This window comes from Curtobacterium sp. MCBA15_001 (assembly GCF_001864835.1).
In the GTDB taxonomy this organism is placed as follows: Bacteria; Actinomycetota; Actinomycetes; order Actinomycetales; family Microbacteriaceae; genus Curtobacterium.
The window spans coordinates 1-18,800 of record NZ_MJGI01000010.1 but is presented as its reverse complement, the minus strand read 5'-3'; the positions used below and the strand labels follow the sequence as shown (position 1 = coordinate 18,800).

15 protein-coding genes are annotated in these 18,800 nt (G+C 70.5%); 13 read left to right on the top strand and 2 right to left on the bottom strand.

Features of this window, described 5'->3' with window-relative positions; translation table 11 throughout:
- Positions 1–74 precede the first annotated feature (74 nt).
- Both BIU90_RS05340 and BIU90_RS05335 read right to left on the bottom strand, forming a co-directional pair.
- Entirely contained in the window at positions 75–1,046 is a 972-nt protein-coding gene (locus BIU90_RS05340) for a magnesium transporter CorA family protein (RefSeq protein ID WP_071299215.1), read from the bottom strand.
- 76 nt (positions 1,047–1,122) lie between these two features.
- Positions 1,123–3,645 carry a hypothetical protein gene (locus BIU90_RS05335; protein ID WP_071299214.1) on the bottom strand — a complete coding sequence of 841 codons (2,523 nt, stop codon included), beginning with the start codon at positions 3,643–3,645 and terminating at the stop codon, positions 1,123–1,125.
- A 133-nt stretch (positions 3,646–3,778) separates the two neighbouring features.
- On the opposite strand from BIU90_RS05335, the gene otsA reads away from it, so the two are divergent.
- From otsA to BIU90_RS05270, 13 genes are all read left to right on the top strand, one after another.
- Complete coding sequence (gene otsA, locus BIU90_RS05330) at positions 3,779–5,368, top strand: alpha,alpha-trehalose-phosphate synthase (UDP-forming) (RefSeq protein WP_071299213.1); 1,590 nt, start codon at positions 3,779–3,781, stop codon at positions 5,366–5,368.
- Positions 5,361–6,158, top strand: coding sequence for a trehalose-phosphatase (gene otsB / locus BIU90_RS05325; protein WP_071299212.1), 798 nt, complete (start codon positions 5,361–5,363; stop codon positions 6,156–6,158). Before otsA ends, otsB begins: the two co-directional genes overlap by 8 nt.
- A 106-nt stretch (positions 6,159–6,264) precedes the next feature.
- Positions 6,265–7,959, top strand: a complete 1,695-nt coding sequence (gene ilvD / locus BIU90_RS05320) for a dihydroxy-acid dehydratase (RefSeq protein WP_071299211.1) — start codon at positions 6,265–6,267, stop codon at positions 7,957–7,959.
- A 47-nt stretch (positions 7,960–8,006) separates the two neighbouring features.
- Complete coding sequence (locus tag BIU90_RS05315; RefSeq protein WP_071299210.1) at positions 8,007–9,830, top strand: acetolactate synthase large subunit; 1,824 nt, start codon at positions 8,007–8,009, stop codon at positions 9,828–9,830.
- Entirely contained in the window at positions 9,827–10,327 is a 501-nt protein-coding gene (ilvN, locus tag BIU90_RS05310; protein ID WP_071299209.1) for an acetolactate synthase small subunit, read from the top strand. Before BIU90_RS05315 ends, ilvN begins: the two co-directional genes overlap by 4 nt.
- A gap of 44 nt (positions 10,328–10,371) precedes the next feature.
- Positions 10,372–11,397: a ketol-acid reductoisomerase gene (ilvC, locus tag BIU90_RS05305; RefSeq protein WP_071299208.1), complete on the top strand. Its 1,026-nt coding sequence runs from the start codon at positions 10,372–10,374 to the stop codon at positions 11,395–11,397.
- A gap of 168 nt (positions 11,398–11,565) precedes the next feature.
- On the top strand, positions 11,566–12,756 hold the full coding sequence (locus tag BIU90_RS05300) for a mannitol-1-phosphate 5-dehydrogenase (RefSeq protein WP_071299207.1): 1,191 nt from the start codon (positions 11,566–11,568) through the stop codon (positions 12,754–12,756).
- Between the two features lie 63 nt (positions 12,757–12,819).
- A complete protein-coding gene (locus BIU90_RS05295; protein ID WP_071299206.1) occupies positions 12,820–13,284 on the top strand; it encodes a hypothetical protein in 465 nt (154 codons plus the stop codon).
- Positions 13,281–13,655 (top strand): hypothetical protein, encoded by a 375-nt coding sequence (locus tag BIU90_RS05290; RefSeq protein WP_071299205.1) that lies wholly within the window; start codon positions 13,281–13,283, stop codon positions 13,653–13,655. Before BIU90_RS05295 ends, BIU90_RS05290 begins: the two co-directional genes overlap by 4 nt.
- 154 nt (positions 13,656–13,809) lie before the next feature.
- Positions 13,810–15,399, top strand: coding sequence for a phosphoglycerate dehydrogenase (gene serA, locus BIU90_RS05285; protein WP_071299204.1), 1,590 nt, complete (start codon positions 13,810–13,812; stop codon positions 15,397–15,399).
- A gap of 26 nt (positions 15,400–15,425) precedes the next feature.
- Positions 15,426–16,517: a 3-isopropylmalate dehydrogenase gene (locus BIU90_RS05280; protein ID WP_071299203.1), complete on the top strand. Its 1,092-nt coding sequence runs from the start codon at positions 15,426–15,428 to the stop codon at positions 16,515–16,517.
- Positions 16,514–17,632, top strand: coding sequence for a branched-chain amino acid aminotransferase (locus tag BIU90_RS05275; protein ID WP_071299202.1), 1,119 nt, complete (start codon positions 16,514–16,516; stop codon positions 17,630–17,632). The genes BIU90_RS05280 and BIU90_RS05275 overlap by 4 nt, the downstream gene beginning before the upstream one ends.
- Before the next feature lie 30 nt (positions 17,633–17,662).
- A complete protein-coding gene (locus BIU90_RS05270) occupies positions 17,663–18,433 on the top strand; it encodes a fumarylacetoacetate hydrolase family protein (protein ID WP_071299201.1) in 771 nt (256 codons plus the stop codon).
- The last annotated feature ends 367 nt before the right edge of the window (positions 18,434–18,800 follow it).

The window sequence follows — 18,800 nt, the reverse complement described above, 5'->3', positions numbered from 1 at the left end:
GGGCCGCCCGCACCGTGCGAGGTCGCTCCGTGCCAGCGCCTCGCCGCGCCGCACCGTGCGAGGTCGCCTTCGCGCTAGAGCCAGTCGCGGTGCCGGAACGCGCGGTAGAGCAGCACCGACGACACGACGATGAGCGAGAGCGACAGGGCCAGTCCGTACCAGTGCCCCTCGCCCGGGAACGTCACGTTCTGCCCGAAGAACCCCGTGATCGCGGTCGGGATGGCGATGATCGCCGCCCAGCTCGTGACCTTCTTCATGACGGTGTTCTGCCGGTTCGAGGACAGGTTGAGGTTCGTGTCCATCACGCTGGACACCGCGTCACGGAGCTGCTCCACGGAGTCCGCGATCGAGACCAGGTGGTCCTCGACGTCGCGGAAGTACGGCCGCACGCCGTCGACGATCGTCTCGGCGTCCCCGTGCAGCAGCGAGGCGACGCTGTCCTTCGTCGGGACCACCAGTCGCCGCAGCACCCCGAGCGCCTTCCGCAGCGCGAAGGACCGGCGCTGGATCTGCTGCTCGCGGGGGTTGCCGCGCTCGAACAGGTCGTCCTCGAGCTCGTCGATGTCGCGCTCGATCGCCTCGACCGCGTGGGTGGCGTGGTCGACGACCTCGTCCAGGAGCGCCCACACCAACCAGGGGACGCCGTGTCCGGCCATGTCGGCGTTCGCGTCGAGGCGGCGTTCGATCGCCCGGGTGTCGAACTCGGGTCCGTGGATCGTCACCAGAGCATGCTCGGTGATGAACGCCTTGACCTCGTGGGTGACGAGTGCGCCGGTCTCGTCACGGCCCTGCACGTCGTAGACGACGAGGAACCGGCTGTCGCGGTAGCGGTCCAGCTTCGGCCGCTGCCCGTGCTCCACGGCGTCCTCGATCGCGAGCGCGTGGATGCCGAGCTCTTCCTCGACCTGCTCCAGGTCCGAGGCCGCGGGGTCGGTGTAGTCCACCCAGACGAACCCGTCACCGCCCGCGATGCAGTCCGACACCCGCTCCACCGGGAAGTCCCGCTCGGCTGCCGATCCGTTCCGCCACGAGCGCGTGCTGACCATGCGCGTCAGCCTAGTGAGCGCGGTCTGCGTACCCCGGGCGGAGGACCGCTCGGGGCACGCAGACCTGAACACGGACTCAGAAGGCGCTGACGAGCTTGCCGTCCTGGACCTTCAGGTACTCGGACACGTCGAACCTGTCCTCGGCGTGGCCGGAGTCACCGAAGAACGACGTGTAGTCGTAGCCGATGACCCCGTCGGACGTGCTCGTCACCTGCACCGTCCCCGAGCCGGTGGCCTCGACCTCGAGTTCGGGCATCGTCTTCACCGCGTAGGTGACCGGACCCTCGGCGTCGTACGGGCCGTACCAGGGGCAGCCGTCGAGCGCGTCGACGTCCGTCTTCGCGGCGCACGTCGTGATGAGGTCGTCCACCCACTGCTTCGCGTCGGTGGTCAGCTGCTCCGTCGCCTGCGGTTCGAAGTCGACGTACGCGCTCGACGCCGCCGATCCGGCGGACACCGTCTTCGTCCCACCGACGAAGTACTTCGACCCGCCGACCTGCACGCGGTAGGTGCCGGGGTAGGCCAGCGATGCGAACGACCCGTTCTCGATCTTCCCGACGCGCTTGCCGGCGATGGTCACCGGCGCGCCCTCGAGCACGGACGACGCGCCCACCGACACCCGCGTGGCGAGGGGCGTGGTGACACGCCACTCGTCGCGGACCAACCAGCTCGTCCCCGTGCGCCGGAGCTCGACGGAACCGGAGCGGTTGCGGCCGTCCTGGGTGTAGCTGACGGTCGCCGTCGCGGTGTCGCCGCTCGTGCGGACACGACCGACCCGGATGTCCGCCGGCCGGTCCTTCGCACTCGTGAGCACGGCGGTGTCGAGCATCGTGGCGTCACCCGGCACCTCGCTCATCCGGGCGGCAGCCGTGGCGTCACCCCGGGCGATCGCATCGACGTAGCTGCGGACCGTCGGAGCGGGACCCCAGACGTTCGAGCGGAGGACCCCGGCCGTCACCGCGCCCGCGACGACCACCACGACGACCACGCCGCCGGCGACCATGGAACGGACCAGGACCTTCCGGGCACGCGGCGACATCGGTTCGGCGCTCGCCGCACCCTGACCGACGAAGGGCTGGTGCGCGACCACCGGCGCCTGCGCATCGCTCGCGCCGACCGGCTGCTGAGACCCGACCCACCCGACCGGCGGCTGCGCATCGCCCGCGCCGACCGGGGGCTGCGATCCGACCACGTCGGCGGCAGGTCCGTCGACCGGCGCACCGCTCCACGTCGGTGCGACCACGGGCCGGGGGTCGGCCCCGACGACCTTCGACCCGAGCAGCACGAGGCGCCCGCCCACGAGCGGCAGCAGCACCGGGGCCAGGTACCGCGCCACGACCTCCACCGCCGCACCCCAGAGCGCGAAGACGATCGGCGTCCACGGCGTGATGCCGACCGACCCCGACCCGCTGACCGCGCTCGCCCCGGTCGCGCTGTAGGACACCACCGCGGTCCCGAGCGCGAACACGACGACGCCGGCGACCAGCCAGACGGCCGGCGTCACCACCCAGTCCAGGGTCGCGCGGACCCGGTCGTTCCGGCGCACCGCGAGCAGCAGCCCGGCGAGCACCGCGGTGACGAGCACGACGAGGACGACCAGCCAGATCCACCCGGTCGTCCCGCCGAACACCGACGCCGACTGCGCGCCGCCGCCGAGGCCCGAGGACCCGATGCTGCCGAGGAACCCGAGCGCCACGAGTGCCAGGGCGAGGTTGCCGATGACGATCGGCAGCGCGGCGCCCCACGCCGGCTGGGCCACCAGGGCGACGAGCACGAGCACGACGGCCACCAGCACGGTCAGCGTGCCGACGTGCAGCACGGCCACGCGGGCGGTCCCGAGCGCGCGCGCGACGAACACCCGTCCGTTCACCAGCAGCGCGGGGCGTGCCATCAGGGCGGACAGCGCACCGACGACGAACGCGCCGACGATGCTGCCGACGCCGACCGCGTGCACCGCGCTGATCGCGATGCCGGCGGACGCGGGGAAGCGGATCGCGAGCGCGAGCCCGGCGACCGTGGTGCAGGCGGTGAGGACCACGCCCGTCAGCGCGGACGTCACGAGCACCTGGGGGAGCCCGAGCACGCGACTGCGGATGCGACGGGTCAGCACGACCGCGAGCACGACCTGCGCGAGCAGCACCAGCGCGGGGACGACCCCGACCGATGCCGCTCCCGAGACGCCGAGCAGCGCGATCGACCCGGAGACGTGCAGGCGACCGAAGTCGGCCAGGGCGACGAGCTGGGCCGGCGCGCCGAGCAGGACGCTGAGTCCGGAGAGCAGGCTCTGCACGTCCGGCGCGCCGGAGGTGCCCCCGAGACCGTCGTCGGGGAGCGAGGCGCCGCCGAACGACGCGTCACCGGACCCACCGACGGCCACCAGGCCGACCGTCAGCAGGAGCGCGATGCCCGCGACGACGTACGCCGCGACCCAGGCGCCGACACCCGCGATCGACGCAGCGAGCCAGTCACGCCCGCCGATCGACCGCGGGAGTCGTCCGAACGCGTCCGGTTCGCGCGGAGCAGCGGTCGGGGCCGGACCCTGCGGCGGTGGCCCCGACGGACCTGGGGACTCGGGCGGCACGGGCGGGACGTCGCTCACGGCGGATTCCTCTCCGGCCGGGCGGCCGCGCACCGCAGCCCGGCACGCCGTGTCCCCCCGACACGACGCACAGCATACGCTCAGCCGGGCAGGAGCAGGGAACCGGGTGCCGTCCCGCTGGTAGGTTGCGGTCGTGTCTGATCCAGCCAGTTCGTCCAGCAAGTACTCCTTCGTCGTCGCCTCGAACCGCCTGCCGGTGGACCGTGTCGTCGACGAGGACGGCAACGAGGGCTGGCGGCACTCGCCCGGCGGCCTGGTCACCGCGCTCGAACCGGTCATGCGCGCCAACGAGGGCGCCTGGGTCGGCTGGGTCGGGCAGCCCGACGTCGAGGTCGCACCGTTCGACAACGACGGCATCCACATCGTGCCGGTGCCCCTCAGCGCCAGCGACGTCGAGGACTACTACGAGGGCTTCAGCAACGACACGCTCTGGCCGCTCTACCACGACGTCATCGAGCACCCGAGCTACCACCGCGACTGGTGGAACGCCTACAAGAGCGTCAACCAGCGCTTCGCCGAGCAGATCGCCGACATCGTCGAGCAGGACGGCATCGTCTGGGTGCAGGACTACCAGCTGCAGCTCGTCCCGGCCCTGCTGCGTGCACTCCGCCCGGACCTGACGATCGGCTTCTTCAACCACATCCCGTTCCCCCCGGTGGGCATCTACGCCCAGCTGCCGTGGCGTGCGCAGATCCTCGACGGGCTGCTCGGGGCGGACGTCATCGGCTTCCAGCGCCACGACGACGCGAGCGACTTCCTGCGCGCGGTCCGACACATCAAGGGCTACACGACCAAGGGCACGACGGTCGACGTGCCGGTCGACGACCCCGACGCACCCCGGAGCCGCAAGGGCATCACCGTGCGCCACGTCGAGGCCCGCCACTTCCCGATCTCGATCGACGCGGAGAGCTTCGAGGAGATCGCCCGCCGCCCCGAGGTGCAGGAACGTGCACGCGAGATCCGCGAGGGCCTCGGCAGCCCGACGACCGTGCTGCTCGGGGTGGACCGCCTCGACTACACCAAGGGCATCCGCCACCGCATCAAGGCGTTCGGCGAGCTCGTCGAGGACGGCCGCATCAAGGTCGAGGACGCCACGCTCGTCCAGGTGGCGAGCCCCAGCCGCGAGCGCGTCGACACCTACAGGACCCTGCGCGACGAGATCGAGCTCAGCGTCGGCCGGCTCAACGGCGACCTCGGCACGATCGGGCACCAGCCGATCTCGTACCTGCACCACGGCTACCCGCGCGAGGAGATGGTCGCGCTCTACCTGGCCGCGGACATCATGCTCGTCACGGCCCTGCGCGACGGCATGAACCTGGTCGCCAAGGAGTACGTCGCCACCCGGTTCGACAACGACGGCGTCCTGATCCTCTCCGAGTTCGCCGGTGCCGCCGACGAACTCAAGCAGGCGGTCATCATCAACCCACACGACATCGGCGCCCTCAAGGACTCGATCGAGCGCGCGATCCAGATGCCCCGCCGCGAGCGCTCCACCCGCATGCGCGCGCTCCGCAAGCGTGTCCGCGACAACGACGTGGCCCGCTGGTCGCGGTCGTTCCTCGAGGCCCTCGACCGGCACGCGCCGCGCGCTGCGCGCATCGACCCGTCGGGCGCCGAGCGCGAGGTACACCGTGAGGCCCAGACCGACAGCATGTCGATCTTCGACCAGGACGCGCAGGCCGCGCGTGCCGCGGAGGACACCCGGGAGGCCCGTGATGCCTGAGCAGACCACGAACGTCGACGACGCCACGGCTCCAGGGCTCGACACGGCCCTGGCAGCCCTCGCCGCGTCCGGCAGCCTCCTCGTCGCGCTCGACTTCGACGGCACGCTGGCGCCCTTCGCCGACGACCCGTCGCAGGTCGGTGCGCTCCCGGGCAGCTGGGCCGCGGTCCTGACCCTGCAACGGGCGAAGCAGACCGAGGTCGTGCTGGTGTCGGGTCGCCCGCTCGACAGCCTCGCGCGCGTCACCCACGCCCCGGACGACATGTCCCTCGTCGGCTCCCACGGGGTCGAGTGGCGGGTCGACGGCCACGACGAGGCCGCCCTGACCGAGGACGAGCAGGCCCGTGTGGCGCGGATCGGCGTAGCGCTCGACGCCGTGGGGGAGCGCTTCCCCGGCGTGGTCATCGAGCACAAGCCCGCGGGGCACGGGGTGCACACCCGTCGTGTCAGCGCCGAGGTCGCCGCCGAGGCGAACGCGGCAGCGAGCCACGCGGCCCACGGCGCCGACCCCGACGTGCTCGAGCGCGGCGGCAAGGACATCGTCGAGTTCGCCGTCCGGCACGTGACGAAGGGCGACGCGATCGACCGGCTTCGCGAGCTGCGCGGCGCGGACGCCGTGTTCTTCGCCGGCGATGACGTCACCGACGAGGACGCCTTCCGGGTGCTCCGCGACGGTGACGTCGGCGTGAAGGTGGGGGAGGGCGACACCGTCGCCAGCCACCGCGTGGCCGATCCCGCGGCCCTCACCGACGTCCTGAAGCAGCTGGCCCGCCTCCGGGCGACGCGCTGACGGGGTGACCACGGCCTCCCGTCCGGCGTGGACGCACGCCGACGCATGCCGATGCGTTCGCATGGACGTGCGCCACTGGTATCCCAATCCGTCCTAGACTCTGCCCATGCCTGACATCGACGTGAAGCCGCGCAGCCGGGTCGTCACCGACGGGATCGAAGCAACCACCTCGCGTGGCATGCTGCGGGCCGTCGGGATGGGCGACGAGGACTGGGAGAAGCCGCAGATCGGCATCGCCTCGTCGTGGAACGAGATCACCCCCTGCAACTTGAGCCTGGACCGACTCGCCCAGGGCGCCAAGGAAGGCGTCCACGGCGGCGGCGGGTACCCGCTGCAGTTCGGCACCATCTCCGTCTCGGACGGCATCTCGATGGGCCACGAGGGCATGCACTTCTCCCTCGTCTCGCGTGAGGTCATCGCGGACAGCGTCGAGACCGTCGTGAACGCCGAGCGCCTCGACGGCACCGTGCTGCTGGCCGGGTGCGACAAGTCACTCCCGGGCATGCTCATGGCGGCCGCGCGGCTCGACCTGGCGAGCGTCTTCCTCTACGCGGGTTCGGTCATGCCGGGCTACGTCAAGCAGGCCGACGGCACGATGAAGGAAGTCACGATCATCGACTCCTTCGAGGGCGTCGGCGCGTGCAAGGCCGGCACCATGAGCGAGGCTGAGCTCAAGGAGATCGAGTGCGCGATCGTCCCGGGCGAGGGCGCCTGTGGCGGCATGTACACGGCCAACACCATGGCGAGCCTGGCCGAGGCGCTCGGCATGTCGCTCCCCGGATCGGCCGCGCCGCCCAGCGCCGACCGTCGTCGCGACTACTACGCCCACCGCTCGGGTGAAGCCGTCGTGAACATGCTGCGCCTCGGCATCACGGCCCGCCAGATCCTGACCAAGGAGGCGTTCGAGAACGCGATCACCGTGCTCATGGCCCTCGGCGGTTCGACGAACGCGGTGCTGCACCTGCTCGCGATCGCACACGAGGCCGAGGTCGAGCTCGACCTCGACGACTTCAACCGCATCGGCTCGAAGGTCCCGCACCTGGCCGACATGAAGCCCTTCGGCAAGTACGTCATGGTCGACGTCGACCGCAACGGCGGCATCCCTGTCGTGATGAAGGCGCTGCTCGGGGCCGGTCTGCTGCACGGTGACGTCATGACCGTGACGGGGAAGACCCTCGCCGAGAACCTCGCCGAGATCGACCCGCCGGAGCTCGACGGTGAGGTCTTCCGCACCCTCGACAACCCGATCCACGCCACGGGCGGCCTGACCGTCCTGCAGGGCTCCTTCGCGCCCGAGGGTGCCGTCGTGAAGACCGCCGGCTTCGACGCCGAGGTGTTCGAGGGCCCCGCGCGGGTGTTCGACCGCGAGCGTGCCGCGATGGACGCCCTGACCGAGGGCCGGATCCAGAAGGGCGACGTCGTCGTCATCCGCTACGAGGGTCCGAAGGGCGGCCCCGGGATGCGCGAGATGCTCGCCATCACGGCCGCGATCAAGGGCGCTGGCCTCGGCAAGGATGTACTACTCTTGACCGACGGCAGATTCTCGGGCGGCACAACCGGCCTGTGCATCGGCCACATCGCACCGGAGGCAGTGGACGCAGGTCCAGTGGCCTTCGTGCGCGATGGCGACCGCATCCGTGTCGACATCGCGGCTCGCTCGCTCGACCTACTGGTCGACCCGACCGAGCTGGAGTCCCGCCGTGACGGCTGGGCACCGCTGCCCCCGCGCTACACCCGCGGAGTCCTCGCGAAGTACGCCAAGCTCGTCCAGTCCGCTGCCAAGGGCGCGGTCACGGGCTAGCGTCCGACACCCGCACCATCGCCATCCCTCCAGGCAAGGAACCCTTCATGCCCACGGAAGCCACACCGCTGTCCGCGGCCACCGGAGCGCGTCGCACTCCCGAGGTCCTGACCGGCTCAGGCGCGGTCCTCCGCTCGCTCGAGCACCTCGGGATCACCGACGTGTTCGGCCTGCCCGGCGGCGCGATCATCCCGTTCTACGACGAGCTCATGGCGTCGACCACCATCCGCCACATCCTGGTCCGGCACGAGCAGGGCGCCGGCCACGCGGCCGAGGGCTACGCCTCGTCGTCCGGCAAGGTCGGCGTCGCGATCGCCACGTCCGGCCCGGGTGCCACGAACCTCGTCACCGCGATCGCCGACGCCTACATGGACTCGGTGCCCTTCATCGCGATCACCGGTCAGGTGTTCTCGACGCTCATGGGCACCGACGCCTTCCAAGAGGCGGACATCGTCGGCATCACGATGCCGATCACGAAGCACTCGTTCCTGGTCACCAAGCCCGAGGACGTCCCGGCGACCCTGGCGGCGGCGTACCAGATCGCCACGACCGGCCGCCCCGGCCCCGTGCTCGTCGACATCACCAAGGACGCGCAGCAGAAGTCCGCGCCGTACGTCTGGCCGCCCAAGGTCGACCTGCCCGGCTACCGGCCGGTCACCAAGGCGCACGGCAAGCAGATCACCGCGGCCGCCCAGCTGCTGGCCGAGTCCGCCAAGCCGGTGCTGTACGTCGGTGGCGGTGTGATCCGCTCCGGCGCCTCGGCCGAGCTCCTCGCCTTCGCCGAGGCCACCGGCGCACCCGTCGTCACCACGCTGATGGCCCGCGGCGCGTTCCCGGACTCGCACCCGCAGCACCTCGGCATGCCGGGGATGCACGGCACGGTGCCGGCGGTGCTCGGGCTGCAGGAGAGCGACCTGATCATCGCGCTCGGTGCCCGGTTCGACGACCGCGTCACCGGCAAGGTCGACGACTTCGCGCCGGACGCCAAGGTCGTGCACGTCGACATCGACCCCGCCGAGATCTCGAAGATCCGCTACGCCGACGTCCCGATCGTGGGGGACGCGCGCGAGGTGCTGGTCGACCTCACCGCGGCGTGGGCCGACGTGCCGACGGACGAGCGCGCCTCGACGACCGAGTGGCTGGCACACCTCGCCGAGCTGAAGCGCGAGTTCCCGCTCGGCTACACCGAACCGACGGACGGACTGCTCGCCCCGCAGGCGATCATCAAGCGCATCGGCGAGATGACCGGGTCCGAGGGCGTGTTCGCCTCCGGCGTCGGCCAGCACCAGATGTGGTCGGCCCAGTTCATCCAGTACGAGCGTCCGAACGCGTGGCTCAACTCCGGCGGTGCCGGCACGATGGGGTACTCGGTCCCGGCCGCGATGGGGGCCAAGGTCGCCCAGCCCGACCGCGTGGTGTGGGCGATCGACGGTGACGGCTGCTTCCAGATGACGAACCAGGAACTCGCCACCTGCGTCATCAACGACATCCCGATCAAGGTCGCGGTCATCAACAACTCGTCGCTCGGCATGGTGCGGCAGTGGCAGACGCTGTTCTACGACGGCCGCCACTCGTTCACCGACCTGCAGACCGGGCACGGCACCCGCCGGGTCCCGGACTTCGTCAAGCTCGCCGACGCCTACGGTGCGCTCGGCATCCGCGTCGAGAAGCCGGAGGAAGTGGACGCCGCCATCCAGCTCGCGCTCGACACGAACGACCGTCCGGTCGTCATCGACTTCGTCGTCAGCCGTGACTCGATGGTGTGGCCGATGGTGCCGCAGGGGATCGGCAACTCGTCGATCCAGTACGCCCGCGACCTCGCCCCGACCTGGGACGACGAGGACGCCGACATGACCGGGGAGCCCGCATGAGCCACGTCCTCTCCCTCCTGGTGGAGGACAAGCCGGGCCTGTTGACCCGCGTCGCCGGGCTCTTCGCCCGACGCGGCTTCAACATCGAGTCGCTCGCCGTCGGCAACACCGAGGTCCCGGGGCTGTCCCGGATCACGGTCGTCGTCGACGTCGAGGACCTCCCGCTGGAACAGGTGACCAAGCAGCTCAACAAGCTCGTCAACGTCATCAAGATCGTCGAACTCGACTTCTCGCAGTCGGTCCAGCGCGAGCACATGCTCGTGAAGGTCCGGGTCGACAACCAGACCCGTTCGGCCGTGCTCGAGGCAGTGAACCTGTTCCGGGCCCAGGTCGTCGACGTCGCGAACGACTCGCTCATCGTCGAGGTGACCGGTGACCCCGGCAAGATCCAGGCGATCCTCCGCGTGCTCGAGCCCTACGGCATCAAGGAGCTGGCACGCGCCGGGCTCCTCGGCATGGGCCGCGGACCGAAGAGCATCACCGACCGGGTGCGCTGAGCGCCCCGGCCCCGAACGAACCACCAACAAGGAGACCACGCACCGTGACTGACATCGTGTACGACGCCGACGCCGACCTGACGCTCATCCAGGGCAAGAAGGTCGCCGTCATCGGCTACGGCTCGCAGGGCCACGCCCACGCCCTCAACCTCCGCGACTCCGGCGTCGAGGTCAAGATCGGCCTCAAGGAGGGCTCGAAGAGCCGCCAGAAGGCCGAAGAGGCCGGCTTCGAGGTCCTGACCCCGGCCGAGGTCACGAAGTGGGCCGACGTCGTCGTGATCCTGGCGCCCGACCAGGTCCAGCGCATCGTCTACAAGGACGACATCGAGCCGAACCTGCAGCCGGGCGCGACCCTGGTCTTCGGCCACGGCTTCAACATCCGCTTCGGCTACATCCAGGCGCCCGAGGGCGTCGACGTGTCGCTCGTCGCGCCGAAGGGCCCGGGCCACACCGTGCGCCGCGAGTACGAGGCCGGCCGTGGCGTCCCCGTGATCGTCGCGGTCGAGGTCGACGCCTCGGGCAGCGCCTGGGACCTGGCGTGGTCGTACTCCAAGGCCATCGGCGGCCTGCGTTCCGGCGGCATCAAGACGACGTTCACCGAGGAGACCGAGACCGACCTGTTCGGCGAACAGGCCGTCCTGTGCGGTGGCACCTCGCAGCTCATCCAGTACGGCTTCGAGACCCTGGTGGAAGCCGGCTACCAGCCGCAGATCGCCTACTTCGAGGTCCTGCACGAGCTCAAGCTCATCGTCGACCTGATCTGGGAGGGCGGCCTCACCAAGCAGCGCTGGTCGATCTCCGACACGGCCGAGTTCGGTGACTACGTCTCCGGCCCGCGTGTGATCTCGCCCGAGGTCAAGGAGAACATGAAGGCCGTGCTGGCGGACATCCAGAACGGTGCCTTCGCGAAGCGCTTCATCGATGACCAGGACGCCGGCGCGCCGGAGTTCACCGCCCTGCGCGAGAAGGGCGAGGGCCACCCGATCGAGGCCACCGGCCGCGAGCTCCGCGCGCTGTTCGCGTGGAAGCAGGCGGACTCGGACTACGTCGACGGTTCCGCCGCGCGGTAGTCTTCCCGAGACCACTCGATGACGAGGCGGCGGTGTGCACCTGTGCACCGCCGCCTCTCGATGTGACCCGAACGGTATGCAGCAGCTCTCCACCACCCCCAGCGCCCCGCGTGCGCGCACCTCGCTCACCCGTCACGTGACGACCGATCAGCATGGGATGATCGTCGGATGGCGGTGACGAAACGAGCGGTCCACATCGGCGCCGGCAAGATCGGGCGCGGGTTCGTGGGCCAGTTCCTCGTCGCGAGCGGCTACGAGCTGACCTTCGTCGACGTCGACGACCGCGTCGTCTCGGCCCTCAACGAAGCCGGTCGCTTCGTTGTGCACGAGGTCGGCGAGATGCCGGTCGAGCACCTGGTCCACGGCTTCCGTGCGCTCAACAGCAAGACCGACCGCGAGCGTGTGGTGCAGGCCATCGCCGCTGCGGACGTCGTCACCACCGCCGTCGGTGCCCGCACACTGCCGCTCGTCGCCCCGGTCATCGCCGAGGGCCTCGCCGCACGCGGGACCGACCGCGGCGACGTCACGATCGTCGCGTGCGAGAACGCGTTCAACGCGACCGACTCCCTGCACGCCAGCATCCGCCGTGCGCCGATCCTCGAGGACCGGGACATCGCCGCGGTGTTCGCGAACTGCGCCATCGACCGCATCGTGCCCGACCAGTCCGGCGTCCTCGGTCAGTCCGGGGGACTCGACGTCGTCCTCGAGCCCTTCTACGAGTGGGTCATCGAGCGGACGCCCTTCGCCGACTCCGACGCCGAGCCGCCCGCGATCGAGGGCGTCACGTGGGTCGACGACCTGCAGCCCTTCGTCGAACGCAAGCTCTACACCGTGAACACCGCGCACGCGACGGCCGCCTACCACGGCACCGTGCGGGGGATCCGACTCATCCGCGAAGCCCTCGAGGACCACGACGTCCGCGCCGAGGTCGACGGTGTGCTCGCCGAGACCACCGAGCTCCTGGTCGCCAAGCACGGCTTCGACCGCACCGAGCACGCCCGGTACGTCGCCGCCAACCTGTCGCGCATCGCGAACCCGCACCTGCCGGACACCACCGTCCGCGTCGGCCGCAACCCGCTCCGCAAGCTCGGCCGCCGCGAGCGGTTCGTCGGCCCCGCCGCGCAGCTCGCCGAGCGGGGGGTGCCCGTTGACCACCTGCTCGGCGCGGTCCGCGTCGCGCTCGCCTTCGACGACCAGGACGACCCCGAGTCGGTCGAGCTGCACGCGCTCCTGCGCTCCGGTGCCACCGCGCACGCGCTCACCGAGATCCTGACCGGACTCATGGAGAGCCACCCGCTGTTCCCGGCCGTTCGCGACGTCGTCGCCGAGGTCCTGCAGCACCAGGCCGCGGACGTCTGACCGGCCGGAGCCGCTCGGTGCTCGGGTCGTCCGGAGTCGGGCGGGCCTCGTAGAATCGACGGCATGACCCCGGCACCTCCCGCACACGACGGCGGCGCAGCGTCCCCGCCGGACGGCGCCGTCGACCACGACGACGACGCCGCGCTCTCCTGGGACGACGCCGACGACGCCACCCACGTCGACGCAGCCCACAACGCGATCCGCACGAAGTCCCGCCCCGCACCCGACGCCGAAGCGCCACTCGGGTCCGGTGCGCTCGTCGGCACGGGCGTCTTCGGTGGCGTCTACCTGCTCTACACGGTCGCCTGGCTCGTCAGCGCGAGCCTGCTGACCATCACCGGGACCGGCGTCATGGGCATGGCGTCGGAAGTCATGCGCGTGCTGGCGATCATGGCCCCGGCGTTCTGGTTCGCCGCGACACTCTGGCTCGGGCAGGGCAGCCGCAACCGGACACGGTTCACCTGGCTGCTCGTCGGGGCGGTCGTGCTGATCCCCTGGCCCTTCATCATGACCAGGAGCTTCGGGTGAGCGCCGTCGCCGAACGGCCGCGCACCGTCACCACCGGCAAGCTCGTCGTGTGGGTCGTCGCCGCGCTGTGCCTGGCGTACGTCACCTGGCAGGCGGTCGGCAACCTGGTCGGCGTCTCGCAGTCGGTCGCGGCCTTCAACGAGTTCGTCCGCAAGAACGGTGGCACCGGCCTCGAGACCGCGACGCCCTGGCCCGTGCTCGTCCTCGACGTCCTCATCGCACCGGCCGGCTTCGTCGTCGCCTGGTTCGTGTCGCGTCGGATGGACCTGGTGCGCACGGTCGTGGTGTTCGTCGCCGCGCTCTGCGCGGTCTCGGCGCTGTGGTTCACGCTGCTGCAGTACGTGTCCTCGACGCTCCGCATCGGTTCCTGACGCACCAGGCACCAGACAGGAGGCCCGTGGCGACCCCGCCACGGGCCTCCCGTTGTCCTCGGGTCTCCACAGGCCCGCGACATCGGTCGTAACGCGTCGATCGCGTCGATACGATGGTCGGACACCGCCCGTCTCGTGTGAGGAAACAGCAGCTGTGCCGAAGCCGGTCGTCCTGATCGCCGAAGAACTCTCGCCCGCCACAGTCGACGCCCTCGGGCCCGACTTCGAGATCCGGAACGTGGACGGCACCGACCGCCCCGCACTCCTGGCCTCCCTCGCCGACGCGCACGCCATCCTGGTGCGGTCCGCCACCAAGGTCGACGCCGAGGCGATCGCCGCCGCGCCCGGCCTCAAGGTCATCGCCCGCGCCGGCGTCGGCCTCGACAACGTCGACATCAAGGCGGCCACCACCGCCGGCGTCATGGTCGTCAACGCGCCGACGTCGAACATCATCTCCGCCGCCGAGCTGACGGTCGGCCACATCCTCTCGCTGGCGCGCCACATCCCGGCCGCGCACGCCTCGCTGGCCGCCGGTGCGTGGAAGCGCTCGGCGTACACCGGCGTCGAGCTCTACGAGAAGACGGTCGGCATCATCGGCCTCGGCCGCATCGGTGCGCTCATCACGCAGCGCCTGCAGGCGTTCGGCGTGTCCGTCATCGCCTACGACCCGTACGTCACCACCGCCCGCGCGCAGCAGCTCGGGGTCGAGCTCGTCTCCCTCGACGACCTGCTGCGTCGGTCGGACTTCGTGACGATCCACATGCCGAAGACGCCCGAGACCCTCGGCATGATCTCGGACGAGCAGTTCGCGCTCATGAAGCCGACGGCCTTCGTCGTCAACGTCGCCCGCGGCGGCCTGATCGACGAGGCCGCCCTGCACCGGGCACTCACCGCCGGCACGATCGCCGGCGCCGGACTCGACGTCTTCGTGTCCGAGCCGCCGACCGACTCGCCGCTCGTGGCGCTGCCGAACGTGGTCGTGACCCCGCACCTCGGTGCCTCCACCGACGAAGCGCAGGAGAAGGCAGGCGTCTCGGTCGCCAAGTCGGTCCGCCTCGCCCTCGGCGGCGAACTCGTCCCCGACGCCGTCAACGTCGCCGGTGGCGTCATCGACCCGTACGTGCGTCCCGGCATCCCGCTGATGGAGAAGCTCGGGCAGGTGTTCACCGCCCTCGCCACGTCGCCGGTCACCAGCATCGACGTCGAGGTCCACGGCGAACTGGCGCAGTTCGACGTCAGTGTCCTCAAGCTCGCGGCGCTCAAGGGCGTCTTCACCGACGTCGTCAGCGACCAGGTCTCCTACGTCAACGCCCCGCTCATCGCGGAGCAGCGCGGGGTGAGCGTACGGCTCATCACCGACGCGGACAGCCCCGAGTACCGCAACGTCCTGACGATCCGTGGCGCGCAGTCCGACGGCCCGGCGATCAGCGTCTCCGGCACGCTCACCGGCCCCAAGCAGGTCGAGAAGCTCGTCGAGATCAACGGCTACGACGTCGAGGTCGCCCTCGACGCGCACCACGTCGTCATGGTCTACACGGACCGCCCGGGCATCGTCGCGGTCTACGGCAAGGAGTTCGGCGAGGCCGGCATCAACATCGCCGCCATGCAGATCGCCCGTCAGGCCGCCGGCGGACAGGCCCTCAGCGTCCTGACCGTCGACTCGCCGGTGCCGACCGAGATCCTCGAGCACGTCCGCTCGACGATCGACGCCGCCTCGCTCCGCGAGATCGACATCACGCTCTGAGACACCAGACCCGAAGGGCTCCCCGCATGACCGAGACGCAGACGCTCCGCCTGGCCGTGATCCGCGGTGACGGCATCGGACCAGAGGTCGTGGACCAGGCCCTCAAGGTCCTGCGCGCCGTCACCCCGGCCGACCTCGTCATCGAGGAGACGCCGTTCTCCCTCGGGGCGACCCGGTACCTCGAGACCGGCGAGATCCTGACCGACGAGGACCTGGCGGCGGTGGCGTCCCACGACGCGATCCTGCTGGGTGCCGTCGGGGGCGACCCGCGAGACCCGCGTCTGGCGGGCGGCATCATCGAGCGCGGGTTGCTGCTCAAGCTGCGGTTCGCGTTCGACCACTACGTCAACCTCCGTCCGACCAAGGTCTACGACTCCGTGGTGACGCCACTCGCCACACCCGGCGACGTCGACTTCGTCGTGGTGCGTGAGGGCACCGAGGGGCCCTACGTCGGCAACGGCGGTGCCATCCGTGTCGGCACGCCGCACGAGATCGCGACCGAGGTCTCCATCAACACGGCGCACGGAGTCGAGCGGACCGTGCGGTACGCGTTCGACCTGGCGCAGCGTCGACCGCGGAAGCACCTGACGCTCGTGCACAAGAGCAACGTGCTCGTCAACGCCGGCGCACTCTGGCAGCGCACGGTGGCGGCAGTGGGGCAGGAGTTCCCCGACGTCACGGTGGACTACCAGCACGTCGACGCGGTCACCATCCACATGGTCCGCGAGCCTGCTCGGTTCGACGTCATCGTGACCGACAACCTCTTCGGTGACATCATCACCGACCTCGCCGGGGCGATCAGCGGCGGCATCGGTCTCGCGGCCTCGGGCAACATCAACCCGGACGGCACCTTCCCCAGCATGTTCGAGCCGGTGCACGGATCCGCGCCGGACATCGCGGGCCAGCAGCTGGCCGACCCGACCGCCGCCGTCCTCTCCGTCGCCCTGCTCCTCGACCACATCGGTCGTCCTGACCTGGCTATCGCGGTGACCCAGGCCGTCGAAGCGGACCTCGCCGACCGGGGCACCACGCAGCGCAGCACGACCGAGATCGGCGACGCGATCGCCGCCGCGGCGACTGCGCGCACCACCACCGCTGCAGAAGGAGCCACCCGATGAGCACCGACACCGCCGGACCCGTGTTCGGACTGGACTTCGCGACCACGCCGTCCCCCGAGCGCCGCGCCGAGGCCGAGCGCGAGGTCATCCTCGCCGACCCGGGGTTCGGCAAGCACTTCACCGACCACATGGCCACCGTCGAGTGGACCGTGGACGCCGGCTGGCACGACGCCTCGATCCACCCCTACGGTCCGCTCTCGCTCGACCCGAGCGCCAGCGTGCTGCACTACGCGCAGGAGATCTTCGAGGGGCTCAAGGCCTACCGCCACGCCGACGGGTCCGTCTGGACCTTCCGGCCCGAGGCGAACGCCGCGCGGTTCCAGCGGTCCGCCCGACGCCTGGCACTGCCGGAGCTCCCCACCGAGGTGTTCGTCGAGTCGATCCGACAGCTCGTGCAGACCGACGTCGACTGGGTCCCGTCCGCGCCCGAGACCAGCCTGTACCTCCGGCCGTTCATGATCGCGACGGAGTCCTTCCTCGGTGTCCGAGCCGCGCAGGCGGTCGCGTACCACTGCATCGCCAGCCCCGCCGGCGCCTACTTCACCTCGGGACCGAAGCCCGTGTCGATCTGGCTGTCCACGACCTACGCCCGAGCCGGCCGCGGTGGGACCGGCGCCGCGAAGACAGGGGGCAACTACGCAGCGTCCCTGTTGCCGCAGCAAGAGGCCTACGAGCACGGGTGTCAGCAGGTGATGTTCCTGGACTCGGAAGAGGGCCGGTACCTGGAGGAGCTCGGCGGCATGAACGTCGTGCTGGTGAAGGCCGACGGCACACTCGTCACCCCGGACTCCGACTCCATCCTCGAGGGCATCACGCGCGACTCGATCCTGCAGCTCGCCGAGGACCGCGGCCTGCGTGTGGAGAAGCGGCGGGTCACGCTCGACGAGTGGCGCGACGGTGTGGCCGACGGGTCCATCACCGAGGCCTTCGCGTGTGGGACCGCAGCGGTGGTCACCCCGATCGCCGAACTCCGTGGCGAGGGCTTCACGATCGGTTCCCCGACCGAGGGCGCCGGCGAACTGACGATGTCCCTGCGCCAGGAGCTCACCGACATCCAGTCCGGCCGTCGTCCCGACCCGCACGGGTGGATGACCAAGCTGACCGACGCGTCCTGATCGCGCCCCGGTCGTCGGTAGGGTCGAACGGTGAAGATCGCACGGTTCAGCAGCAAGGGTGAAGACCCGCGGTACGGCATCCTCGACGAGCGCGCTCTGGTCGTGCTCGCGGGGGACCCGATGTACCAGGGCTTCGAGACCACGGGGGAGCGGGTGCCGCTGTCCGAGGCGAAGCTCCTGGCGCCCGTCATCCCGCGGTCGAAGGTGATCGGCGTCGGGCTCAACTACGCCGAGCACGCAGCGGAGATGGACGACGTGTCGGGGGACGACCCCGTGGTGTTCCTCAAGCCGAACACCTCGGTGGTCGGACCCGACGACCCGATCCGTCTGCCCGAGGGCGTCGGCCGAGTCGACCACGAGGGCGAACTCGCCATCGTGATCGGGTCCCTCGCCAAGAACGTCAAGCGCGAGGACTTCGCGAGCGTCATCCTCGGGTACACGATCGCCAACGACGTGACCGCTCGTGACCTGCAGGCCCGCGACGGCCAGTGGGCCCGGGCGAAGGGCTTCGACACGTTCTGCCCGCTCGGCCCGGTGATCGAGACCGAGATCGACCCGTCGGACATCCGCCTCGAGACCCGCGTGGACGGCGACCTGCGTCAGGTGGCCTCCACGAACGAGATGGTGCACGACATCCCGTCGCTCGTCGAGTTCGTGTCGTCGATCTGGACCCTGCTGCCCGGTGACGTGATCCTGACCGGGACCCCCGCCGGCGTCGGCGAGATCCGCGACGGCGAGGTCGTCGAGGTCACCATCTCGGGGATCGGCACGCTGAAGAACCCCGTCATCGCACGACACTGAACCGCGGCCACCCGGCGTCCGAACGGGCCCGTCATCCACCTGGATGGCGGGCCCGTCGTCGTTCCACGACACCTGTGCCCCGTCGTTCCGGGCGACACGCCGTCGTGCGCGCTCGGTTTGCCCGATCCCGGGATCGCACGTAGAGTTCTTACTCGTCACCCCAAAGGTGCGGCGGAGAAGCCGAGACGGTCACACGGAGCAGATGTTCCGGATGATGCAGTCCAGCAGAGCCGACCTCAAGCGGGACCACCCACTCCAATGAAGCCGGTCGAATCGACCGCCACTGAAGTAGTGGTACAGTACCGAAGTTGCCCGAGCAGGCATTCCTCACCAGGAGAAGAAGCTCGGTGCGTCTGGTCCTTGAGAA

Coding starts and splice junctions, on each gene's coding strand:
- BIU90_RS05315 (WP_071299210.1), top strand. CDS start 8,007: ATGCCCACGGAAGCCACACCGCTGTCCGCGGCCACCGGAGCGCGTCGC.
- ilvN (WP_071299209.1), top strand. CDS start 9,827: ATGAGCCACGTCCTCTCCCTCCTGGTGGAGGACAAGCCGGGCCTGTTG.
- BIU90_RS05340 (WP_071299215.1), bottom strand. CDS start 1,046: ATGGTCAGCACGCGCTCGTGGCGGAACGGATCGGCAGCCGAGCGGGAC.
- otsB (WP_071299212.1), top strand. CDS start 5,361: ATGCCTGAGCAGACCACGAACGTCGACGACGCCACGGCTCCAGGGCTC.
- BIU90_RS05280 (WP_071299203.1), top strand. CDS start 15,426: ATGACCGAGACGCAGACGCTCCGCCTGGCCGTGATCCGCGGTGACGGC.
- BIU90_RS05275 (WP_071299202.1), top strand. CDS start 16,514: ATGAGCACCGACACCGCCGGACCCGTGTTCGGACTGGACTTCGCGACC.
- BIU90_RS05295 (WP_071299206.1), top strand. CDS start 12,820: ATGACCCCGGCACCTCCCGCACACGACGGCGGCGCAGCGTCCCCGCCG.
- ilvD (WP_071299211.1), top strand. CDS start 6,265: ATGCCTGACATCGACGTGAAGCCGCGCAGCCGGGTCGTCACCGACGGG.
- BIU90_RS05300 (WP_071299207.1), top strand. CDS start 11,566: ATGGCGGTGACGAAACGAGCGGTCCACATCGGCGCCGGCAAGATCGGG.